The 10,629-nt window shown below is 43.4% G+C and carries 8 protein-coding genes; 5 read left to right on the forward strand and 3 right to left on the reverse strand.

The features are described from left to right. The first annotated feature begins 376 nt into the window (after positions 1-376). The 4 genes from nagA (at position 377) to asnB (ending at position 6,296) form a co-directional block, all read left to right on the forward strand. A complete protein-coding gene (gene nagA / locus R7041_RS21110; protein WP_065274257.1) occupies positions 377-1,513 on the forward strand; it encodes an N-acetylglucosamine-6-phosphate deacetylase in 1,137 nt (378 codons plus the stop codon). A 2-nt stretch (positions 1,514-1,515) separates the two neighbouring features. Then, entirely contained in the window at positions 1,516-2,730 is a 1,215-nt protein-coding gene (gene nagC / locus R7041_RS21115) for a DNA-binding transcriptional regulator NagC (protein ID WP_005382105.1), read from the forward strand. Positions 2,731-2,811: 81 nt separating this feature from the next. Further along, on the forward strand, positions 2,812-4,401 hold the full coding sequence (locus R7041_RS21120; RefSeq protein ID WP_064369055.1) for a cation:proton antiporter family protein: 1,590 nt from the start codon (positions 2,812-2,814) through the stop codon (positions 4,399-4,401). 230 nt (positions 4,402-4,631) lie between these two features. Next, entirely contained in the window at positions 4,632-6,296 is a 1,665-nt protein-coding gene (asnB, locus tag R7041_RS21125) for an asparagine synthase B (protein ID WP_005382100.1), read from the forward strand. Between the two features lie 115 nt (positions 6,297-6,411). Here asnB and rfaH read toward each other — a convergent pair whose 3' ends face one another. Further along, positions 6,412-6,912, reverse strand: a complete 501-nt coding sequence (rfaH, locus tag R7041_RS21130; RefSeq protein WP_005382098.1) for a transcription/translation regulatory transformer protein RfaH — start codon at positions 6,910-6,912, stop codon at positions 6,412-6,414. A 333-nt stretch (positions 6,913-7,245) separates the two neighbouring features. On the opposite strand from rfaH, the gene R7041_RS21135 reads away from it, so the two are divergent. Continuing rightward, positions 7,246-8,634: a peptide MFS transporter gene (locus tag R7041_RS21135; RefSeq protein ID WP_005382097.1), complete on the forward strand. Its 1,389-nt coding sequence runs from the start codon at positions 7,246-7,248 to the stop codon at positions 8,632-8,634. Between the two features lie 49 nt (positions 8,635-8,683). Here the strand turns inward: R7041_RS21135 and hemH are convergent, their stop codons facing one another. Beyond that, the gene (gene hemH, locus R7041_RS21140; RefSeq protein ID WP_017819956.1) at positions 8,684-9,646 is read right to left on the reverse strand and encodes a ferrochelatase; all 963 of its coding nucleotides are present in this window, start codon (positions 9,644-9,646) and stop codon (positions 8,684-8,686) included. 167 nt (positions 9,647-9,813) lie between these two features. Continuing rightward, a complete protein-coding gene (gene adk / locus R7041_RS21145) occupies positions 9,814-10,458 on the reverse strand; it encodes an adenylate kinase (protein ID WP_005382094.1) in 645 nt (214 codons plus the stop codon). Positions 10,459-10,629: the final 171 nt, after the last annotated feature.

The following is a 10,629-nucleotide window of genomic DNA, read 5'->3' on the forward strand; positions in this document are numbered from 1 at the left end:
GTTTGTGATCATAATCACCACAATTTGCCCTTTCGAAAGGTTTTTGCTAGCGAGATCATAAAACTTATTTTATTATACGAAAAAATGGCGTTTTAAAGATAATATTCTCGCACTTTATGCAAGGCAGAATCAGTGTTATTTTGGTATCTAGGCGGGTAAATCACTGTAACTTTGCTCTGAAAAAGAATCATAAAAAACCATACAATTATTACTTTTCAGTTAGTTACTATGACAATAACATCGATAAAACGCGACTTGCTGTATGTGACTCGTTATCTAATTCAGTGATACAAACTAAGTACCCATATGACTGAAGCAGTCTCTACTTAGATAACGATATAGAAATTGAATTCTCATCTATAAGGACTAGCTGACTATGTACGCGCTAAGTAACTGTAAAATTTATACCGGTAGTGATGTTCTTACCGATCATGCGGTCATCATCGAAAACGATCTTATTCAATCTATTGTGCCGGTTTCTGAGCTACCTCAAAGCATCGAAGTAAAAGACCTTACAGGCGCTAATCTAAGCCCAGGCTTTATCGATCTGCAGTTGAACGGTTGTGGCGGTGTAATGCTAAACGATGCAATTACCCCTGAAACAATGCAAATCATGCACCAGGCAAACCTCAAATCTGGCTGTACTAGCTTCCTGCCAACACTCATTACGTCATCTGATGAAGATATGCGAACTGCAATTGCTGCAGCTCGTGAGTACCACAACAAGTATCAAAATCAATCGCTTGGTTTACACCTCGAAGGTCCTTACCTTAACGTCGCGAAAAAAGGCATCCATAACGTAGATTTTATTCGCCCTTCAGACGAAAGCATGATCGACCTTATCTGCGCAAACGCCGATATCGTAGCGAAAGTAACACTAGCACCTGAGCATAACGACCCAGAGCATATTGCGCGATTAAAGGCTGCTGGCATCGTAGTTTCAATTGGCCACACAAATGCAACCTACGCCGAAGCACGTAAAAGCTTTGAAGCAGGCATTACTTTTGCTACACACCTCTTTAATGCAATGACACCAATGGTTGGTCGTGAACCAGGAGTTGTTGGTGCAATTTACGATACTCCTGACGTATATGCTGGCATTATTGCTGATGGTTTTCACGTCGACTACGCAAACATCCGAATTGCTCATAAAATCAAAGGTGAAAAGCTTGTTTTGGTGACGGATGCCACAGCTCCAGCAGGTGCTAACATTGATCACTTTATTTTTGTCGGTAAGAAAGTATATTACCGAGATGGTAAGTGTGTTGATGAAAATGGCACGCTAGGCGGCTCAGCTTTGACAATGATTGAAGCAGTTCAGAATTCAGTTGAGCACGCGGGGATCGCTTTAGACGAAGCTCTACGAATGGCCACGTTATACCCAGCAACAGCAATTGGTGTTGAGGATCGCCTTGGCCGAGTTCGAAAAGGGATGGTTGCAAACCTGACTATTTTCGATCGTGACTTTAAAGTAAAAGCGACGGTTGTTAACGGACAATACGAGCAAAATTAAGCATGAATGGCGGACAGATTGGTAATGTAGATTTAGTAAAACAGCTTAACAGCGCTGCGGTATATAGGCTGATTGATCAGCAAGGTCCTATCTCCCGTATTCAAGTCGCGGACGTGAGTCAGCTCGCGCCTGCTAGTGTTACCAAAATAACCCGCCAACTTTTAGAGCGCGGCCTTATTAAGGAGGTCGCCCAACAAGCTTCAACTGGTGGTCGTCGTGCGATCTCTTTGACTACTGAAGTCAAACCTTTTCATTCGATTGCCGTTCGCTTAGGTCGAGATTACGTACAGTTCAGTTTATACGATTTAGGTGGTACCGCGCTGGCAGAAGATCAGCATGAACTGCACTACACTAACCAAGCAGACTTAATCGCAGGACTTATCGATTTATTAAAAGATTTCGTAAGCCGTTGCGAAGACAAAATTGATCAACTCATCGCTATCGGCATCACTTTACCGGGCCTTGTTAACCCAACAACTGGCGTGGTCGAATACATGCCTAATACCGATATCGATAATCTTGCTCTCGGTGAAATTGTTGGAGAGAAGTTTAATACAGCATGCTTTGTTGGCAACGACGTACGTGGCATGGCGTTGGCTGAGCACTACTTTGGAGCAAGCCAAGACTGCCAGGATTCTATTTTGGTTAGCGTCCACCGCGGTACTGGCGCAGGTATTATCGTTAACGGCCAGGTTTTTCTTGGTTTTAACCGCAACGTCGGTGAAATTGGTCATATCCAAATTGACCCGCTTGGTGAGCAATGCCAATGTGGAAACTTTGGCTGTTTAGAAACCGTAGCTGCAAACCCAGCGATTATTCAACGAGTGAAGCAACTGATTACTCAAGGATACGAATCAAGCTTAACCGACCTTGAAAACATCACAATTGAAGCGGTATGTCAGCACGCAATGAATGGTGATGAACTTGCGAAACAGAGTTTAGTGCGAGTGGGCAACCAGCTAGGTAAAGCGATTGCGATTACGGTTAACTTATTTAATCCACAGAAAATTGTAATTGCTGGCGATATTACTGCAGCACAAGATATTGTTTTCCCTGCAATTCAACGCAACGTAGAGAATCAATCTCTTAAAACTTTCCATAACGACCTCCCTATCGTGGCTTCTCACATTGATAAGCAGCCAACGATGGGCGCATTTGCGATGATTAAACGCGCTATGCTAAACGGAGTTTTGTTACAAAAGTTACTGGAAGACTAAGTTTATACAACCAATTGAGTTACAATCTCGGGCTGTGTTTTCACAGCCCGTTTTTGTATATCAGGAATACAGCTTAACAGTATGGAAATTATTCTAATTACAGCCGCTTTTTTAGCTGGTTTTATTGCGCTTAAATGCAGCCTCCCTCCCCTCGTTGGTTTTCTACTAGCTGGATTTGGCTTGCATGCATTTGGTTACCAAAGCAATGACGTTATCGTCACTCTCGCAGATCTTGGTGTTACTCTTCTTCTGTTTACTATTGGACTCAAGCTCGATGTAAAAACCCTGCTGTCCAAAGAAATATGGGGAGGGGCAACCGCCCACAACATACTCTCTACCGCTTTTTTTGCCCTAGCGTTATCCGGCTTAAAACTACTGGGCTTGACTTCGCTAGCCAGTATGGACGGCAGCCAAATCCTGCTTTTAGCTTTTGCACTATCGTTCTCTAGTACCGTTTTTGCCGTAAAAGCATTGCAAGAAAAAGGCGAAATGAACGCGACCTACGGCACACTCGCGATCGGTATCTTGGTTATGCAAGATATTTTTGCCGTAGTATTCCTGACTGCTTCAACCGGAAAAGTCCCAGAATGGTATGCCATCGGTTTGTTCGCACTGCCTTTCCTTCGTCCCCTATTCTATAAGCTGCTCGATAAAGTTGGCCACGGCGAAATGCTGGTGCTATTCGGTATTTTCTTCGCGCTTGTTGTCGGTGCTGGGCTATTCGAGTTGGTCGGGATGAAACCAGACTTGGGTGCGCTAATTTTAGGCATGCTACTCGCAGGTCACCTAAAAGCCTCAGAACTATCCAAGTCATTATTCAATATGAAGGAGCTCTTTTTAGTCTGCTTCTTTTTGAACATTGGCTTATCCGCCTCATTGAGCGTGAATGGCGTCGTTCTCGCCCTGCTATTTATCTTACTGCTACCAATCAAAGGACTCTTGTACTTCGTCACTATTAATCATTTTAAGTTTCGAGTACGTACCTCTTTGCTCGCCTCTTTATCACTATTTAACTACAGTGAGTTTGGTCTTATTGTTGCTGGGTTGGCCTATAAAATGGGCTGGATGCCAAGTGATATGCTTGCTGCGATTGCGGTTGCGGTGTCGGTATCCTTTGTAATTTCCGCGCCACTTAACCGCCTTAGCCATAAAATTTATCAACATTCAGGTAAGTGGCTGCAAGAGACAGCGGTAGAAAAGCTCAATCAACGCGACCAACTCATCAACCCAGGTCATGCCCAAGTATTGATCTTAGGTATGGGGCGTATTGGAACCGGCGCTTATGATGAGCTACGTTCACGCTATGGCAAAATTTCATTGGGTATAGAAATTCGTGAAGACGCTGCACATCATCATCGTTCAGAGGGAAGAAATGTGATTTCTGGTGATGCCACCGACCCGGATTTCTGGGAGCGAATTTTAGATACAGGTCATGTAAAACTGGTTCTGCTTGCAATGCCACATCATCAAGGTAACCAAACAGCACTTGAGCAGCTTAAACGCAGAAAATATAAGGGGCAAATTGCCGCTATCGCCGAATACCCAGATCAATTGGAAGGCTTACTTGAAAATGGCGTTGACGCAGCATTCAATATTTATAGTGAAGCTGGTAGCGGTTTTGCTCGACACGTCTGTAAACAACTTCAACCTAAATTCACACCAATTAAATAAGCAACAGCACTGATATTTTTCGGAAGGCTTTCTATTGATAGAAAGCCTTTTTTGTATAGTTTTTATACCAAACCTTGATCTCATTCACCAAAACAACGGTTGAGTTAAATATTTTCCATGCAACAAGGCCTTTTATCATTTTTTTAATCACAAAACGTTGCTTTTTTTATTAGTAATGGCAAATTTAAACCATACCGATTAGAAATTGTTTAGTTTAGTAAGGATGTAGTATGTGTTCAGTATTTGGCATTTTAGACATTAAAAGCGATGCAGCCGCATTGCGCCCTATCGCATTAGAGATGTCGAAAAAACTTCGTCACCGTGGCCCAGACTGGTCTGGGATTTACTCTTCAGAGCGTGCTATTTTAGCGCACGAGCGCTTGGCGATTGTTGGTCTAAATAGTGGTGCACAGCCGCTATACAGCCCTGATAAGAAGCTCATCCTTGCCGTCAATGGTGAAATCTACAACCATAAAGAAATTCGTGCTCGTTACGAAGGAAAGTACGAATTTCAAACCGATTCAGACTGTGAAGTCATTCTTGCACTTTACCAAGATATGGGTGCAGATCTCCTTGAAGAACTAAACGGTATTTTCGCTTTTGTGCTCTACGACGAAGAAAAAGATGAGTATTTAGTCGGCCGTGACCATATTGGTATTATCCCTCTTTATCAAGGTCACGATGAGCATGGTAACTACTATGTGGCATCAGAGATGAAGGCTCTTGTTCCAGTATGTAAAACAGTAAGTGAATTCCCTCCTGGTAGCTACTACAGCTCTAAAGATACTCAGCCAACACGTTACTATGTTCGTGACTGGAACGAGTACGCAGCAGTACAAGGTAACAGCACTAGCAAAGAAGAATTGACGGAAGCGCTAGAAGCGGCTGTTAAACGCCAACTAATGACTGACGTGCCTTACGGTGTGCTTCTTTCAGGTGGTCTAGATTCTTCTATTACATCTGCGGTAGCAAAACGCTTTGCAGCGATGCGTATTGAAGATGATGAAAAGTCTGAAGCTTGGTGGCCTCAACTGCACTCTTTTGCTGTTGGCCTAGAAGGCGCGCCTGACCTGAAAGCCGCTCGCGAAGTTGCCGACCAAATTGGTACCGTTCACCACGAAATGACGTACACGATTCAAGAAGGTTTGGACGCGATTCGTGACGTGATTTACCACATTGAAACGTATGACGTGACGACTATCCGCGCATCAACACCTATGTTCTTAATGGGTCGCAAGATCAAAGCGATGGGTATCAAGATGGTATTGTCTGGTGAGGGCGCTGACGAAATTTTTGGTGGCTACCTGTACTTCCACAAAGCGCCAAACGCGAAAGAGTTCCACGAGGAGACAGTGCGTAAACTGCTTGCTCTGAACATGTTCGACTGTGCTCGTGCTAACAAGTCGCTGGCAGCATGGGGAGTTGAAGGACGCGTACCTTTCCTAGATAAAGAGTTCATTGATGTAGCAATGCGCTTGAACCCAGCAGACAAGATGTGTGGCAACGGTAAAATGGAGAAACACATCCTTCGTGAGTGCTTCGAGCACTACCTGCCAGAATCGATCGCATGGCGTCAAAAAGAGCAATTCTCTGATGGCGTTGGCTACAGCTGGATCGATACGCTGAAAGAAGTCGCGGAACAGAAAGTGACAGACCAGCAGATGGAAACAGCTCAATATCGATTCCCATACAACACGCCAACGACAAAAGAAGGCTACGTGTACCGTGAAATCTTTGAAGAGTTATTCCCACTTCCATCAGCAGCAGAGTGTGTACCAGGAGGCCCTTCAGTAGCGTGTTCTTCAGCGAAGGCGATTGAATGGGATGAATCGTTCCAAAACTGTGTTGACCCATCAGGTCGTGCAGTACAGACCGTTCACAACGACTCATACTAATTCTCTACGATAAAGATAAGGGTCGGTTCGTCCAACCCTTTTAAAACAGACAGAAAATTAGATACGATCAAAAAGAGGTGCTTTTGCACCTCTTTTTATGTTTGATGGAATTAGGCTATTTTAAATCTAAATCACTATTGTCTATGCTGACAGGCACACGCTTGGTGATCATCTGAACTAGCATAATTGAGCGTTTCTCACCATCTTGTTCTTGGAAGATGGCATCTATGCCCGCAAATTGACCGCTTTTAACTCTAATTTGATCGCCTGGTTTTGGCATACATTCAGAAACGGTATTGTCATTACAACACTTTTCTAGCTGCATCAATTCGAAGACCAAGTCACCTTGAACTTCTTTCGGTTGAGCACCAAAACGCACAAAGTCAACAACACCTCGAGTAGAGCGGACTGAGGTGAAGTTTGGCCCTTGCTCATAATCAAAGTAAGCGAATACGTAACAAGGAAACAGCGGCTCCTCGACTTTTTGTCTTTTACCGCGCAAAATCTTCTCAACTTCTACAGTTGGATAAAAGCATTCTACACCTTGGTTTTCAAGGTGTTGTTTCGCCCTAACCTGCTCCCCACGTTTACAATAAAGTAGATACCAACGTTTCATCTTTTTACTAGCCAATTCTATTTTGTTTTTATCCTAGCATTAAGCCAAAGTTGAGTCATTGATATTCAGTTTATCTATAAAAGTATGATTATACATCGCTCGCATTAACGACATTCTTCAGCAACTTACGATAAAGAAGTCCATAGGCAAAAATGGAAATTAAGTTTGTAATACAACCAATACACCATCATATAATCTGCAAATCTAATCAAAAACAGCCACTTAACAAACAAAAATAGTTGAATGGCAAAATTTTATTATTTGTCACTCGTTGAATTGCATTGTATACGTAGAAGTCGTTAAAAAATGTAATAACTATTATTAGAAGAGCTTATGTCAAACCAACATCAATATTTTGGTCATCCACGTGGCCTGTTCTTATTGTTCGGTACAGAACTGTGGGAACGCTTTTCTTACTACGCAATGCGTGCCATTCTCGTGCTTTACCTCACCGATACAACAATGAACGGCGGCCTTGGCTGGTCAACCAAAGACGCATTAGACCTATACGGCATATACACAGGGCTTGTGTATATCACGCCTCTTATCGGTGGTTACCTAGCAGATAACTATTTAGGTCAACGTCGCTCAATTTTGCTTGGTGGCGCGTTAATGGCCATCGGCCAGTTTACTCTTGCACTTCCTGCTGATGCTTTAGGTATTGGTTCGCTACACAGTTTCTATTTAGGTCTTGGCCTACTTATCACTGGTAACGGTCTCTTTAAGCCAAATATCTCAACCATGGTTGGCGACCTTTATCAAGAAGGTGACAACCGTCGTGACGGTGCATTCACTATCTTTTATATGGGTATCAACTTAGGTGCATTACTTGCCGGCGTCGTTTCTGGCTCTGTGACAACCTCTTACGGTTGGAAAGCTGGCTTTGTTGCCGCTGGTGTGGGTATGCTGGTTAGCCTAGTGATGCAAATGGTACTGGCTCAATCATGGCTTGGTGATATTGGTCGCGAACCAGCGGCGAAACGAGATCTAAACAACAAAAATGCCACCACGAAGCAGCCACTCACCAAAGAAGAAGTGAATCGACTAAAAGTAATTCTGGTCATGAGCTTATTCACTATTGTCTTCTGGGCAGGCTTTGAACAAGCTGGTGGTCTGATGAACATCTACACTCAACAATATACTGATCGCATGATTGGTGGTTTCGAAGTTCCTGCTGCGTGGTTCCAATCACTAAACCCATTTTTCATTATTACTCTAGCGCCAGTTCTGGCTGTCCTTTGGGTAAAATTGGGTAAACGTGAACCTACTTCGCCAGTGAAATTTGCGATGGCACTATTTTTCTTGGCGATTGGTTTCCTTTGTATGGTTGGCGCAGTGCTAGAACAAGGTGGAGATACAACAGTAAAAACATCGATGTTATGGTTGGTCGGCGCTTTCTTCTTCCACACATTAGGCGAGCTGTGTTTATCACCAATTGGTCTTTCATTGGTGACTAAATTAGCACCGCTTCGCTTAGCTTCACTTATGATGGGTGCATGGTTTGGCTGTAATGCGATTGCTAACTATGTTGCGGGCTATGTGGGCTCTCACGTAGGCGAGTTAGGCGCTATGGCTATCTTTAGTGGTATTGCGGTCAGCGCAACCGTAAGTGGCGTAATTTTGCTCCTATTCTCTAATACACTCGTTCGCTGGATGCATGGCGCTGAAAATACGCACAGCACGGCAGAGCAAGTAGAAGAGCAGCAAGTACAAGTTGCTTGATCGCTCAACTAAACGTAGAAAGGGTCGCTATTGCGACCCTTTTTTGTATCTAAAGTTTAGATTGAACTAACTCAACCATCATCTCGATATGAAGTTCACTATCGTTCAAACAAGGGATGTAGGTAAAGTTTTCGCCACCAGCTTCAAGGAAAATCTCTTTACACTCTTCCGAGATCTCTTCCAACGTCTCTAAACAATCTGACGAAAATGCAGGGGTCACAACATTAATATTTTTCACACCCTTTGCAGGAAGTGCTTCTAGGGTCTTATCGGTATAAGGTTGAAGCCACTCTTCTCTCCCAAATCGGGACTGATACGTCATGCCAATTTGTTGTTCGCTTAAACCTAACGCTTCCCCAAGCAAGCGAGTCGTCTCTTCACAATGCTGTGGGTAAACATCACCATTGTCAGCATAGCGTTTTGGAATACCATGATAAGAACACAGCAGGTAATCTCCCTGGCCATTCTTTTGCCAATGTTCACGAACTGAATGCGCTAACGCTTCAATATATTTCGGGTGATTGTAATAATCACGAATAAAGCTAAAGCCCGGCATCACAGGCAGGTTTTTAAATGCTTTAGTGATTCCGTCAGAAACCGCTGCCGTTGTTGTGCCCGAGTATTGCGGATACAAAGGTAAAACAATGACTTCATCAACGCCTTGCGCCAATAGGGCTTCAAAGCCTGATTGTAAACTTGGGTTACCATACGTCATACCAAGCTCTACAGGTATATCAAGCTTTTGTGCTAACTTTTCAGTTTGGCGTTTAGAGTACACCATCAACGGCGAGCCCTCTTCCATCCATACTGATTGATAGAGTTTGGCAACTTTAGGAGCTCGGATAGGAAGGATAACGCCGTGCAATAGTGGACACCAAAGCCATCGAGTCATGTCTACCACTCGGTGATCATGAAGAAACTGACTTAAAAAGCGCTTTACGGCAGGAGCGGTTGGTGCGTCAGGAGTTCCCAGGTTAACTAGGAGTACACCCTGTTTATTATTCTCTTTCATAACATCCTATTCATGGTAAACGGCTTGGTTCATATATTTAAGTAACCTCGAAGTAACGAATAGCCGAGCTGAAGTTAATTAGATATATGTTTACGAGTAAACTAAAAAAAGCGACCACTTGGGCCGCTTTCAATATATCAAAATATTAAATTTTTGACTTCAGCAAATTAAGATAGTGCTTTCTCGATATCCGCACTAACTTCAGCTACTTGCTTAGTACCATCAAACTTAAGGTACTTAGTCTTGCCTGCTTCAGCTTCTTTGCCGTAGTAGTTGATTAGTGGCGCAGTTTGCTCGTGGTAAACACCTAGACGAGCACGTACTGTTTCTTCTTTGTCGTCATCACGAACAACAAGATCTTCACCAGTTACATCATCTTTACCTTCCACTTTAGGCGGGTTGTAAACCACGTGGTAAGTACGACCAGAAGGAAGGTGAGCACGACGACCAGCCATACGCTCAACAATTACATCGTCTGCAACGTCAAATTCGATAACGTAGTCTACGTCTACGCCCATTTCTTTTAGGCCGTCAGCTTGAGGGATAGTACGTGGGAAACCATCTAGTAGGAAACCGTTTGCACAGTCTTCTTGAGCGATGCGCTCTTTGATAAGACCAAGGATGATTTCATCAGAAACTAGCTGACCAGCGTCAATAACAGCTTTAGCTTGTTTACCAAGCTCTGTACCTGCTTTGATAGCAGCACGAAGCATATCACCAGTAGAGATTTGTGGAATACCGTATTTTTCCATGATGAAGTTTGCTTGTGTGCCTTTACCTGCACCTGGAGCACCTAGAAGAATGATGCGCATGATTTATCCTCTTTAATATTTAAGATTTATACCGAAGCTCACAATATCTGACCTCTTAGACATCAAACCTGAGAAGCACCTGCAACGATAAGTTTCGGTATAACGTATATAGGCGAGCAAAAATACACGCCTTATTACTCACATTCAAGTCGCAGATTCTATCACAGGTTC

Origin of the sequence: Vibrio sp. 1751 (assembly GCF_033339895.1) — a bacterium.
Taxonomy (GTDB): domain Bacteria; phylum Pseudomonadota; class Gammaproteobacteria; order Enterobacterales; family Vibrionaceae; genus Vibrio; species Vibrio alginolyticus.

What these genes read in the sequence shown, in the direction of transcription:
- nagA (WP_065274257.1), top strand. Translation starts at nt 377, where the DNA reads ATGTACGCGCTAAGTAACTGTAAAATTTATACCGGTAGTGATGTTCTT.
- rfaH (WP_005382098.1), bottom strand. Translation starts at nt 6,912, where the DNA reads ATGAAACGTTGGTATCTACTTTATTGTAAACGTGGGGAGCAGGTTAGG.
- adk (WP_005382094.1), bottom strand. Translation starts at nt 10,458, where the DNA reads ATGCGCATCATTCTTCTAGGTGCTCCAGGTGCAGGTAAAGGCACACAA.
- nagC (WP_005382105.1), top strand. Translation starts at nt 1,516, where the DNA reads ATGAATGGCGGACAGATTGGTAATGTAGATTTAGTAAAACAGCTTAAC.
- hemH (WP_017819956.1), bottom strand. Translation starts at nt 9,646, where the DNA reads ATGAAAGAGAATAATAAACAGGGTGTACTCCTAGTTAACCTGGGAACT.
- asnB (WP_005382100.1), top strand. Translation starts at nt 4,632, where the DNA reads ATGTGTTCAGTATTTGGCATTTTAGACATTAAAAGCGATGCAGCCGCA.
- R7041_RS21135 (WP_005382097.1), top strand. Translation starts at nt 7,246, where the DNA reads ATGTCAAACCAACATCAATATTTTGGTCATCCACGTGGCCTGTTCTTA.
- R7041_RS21120 (WP_064369055.1), top strand. Translation starts at nt 2,812, where the DNA reads ATGGAAATTATTCTAATTACAGCCGCTTTTTTAGCTGGTTTTATTGCG.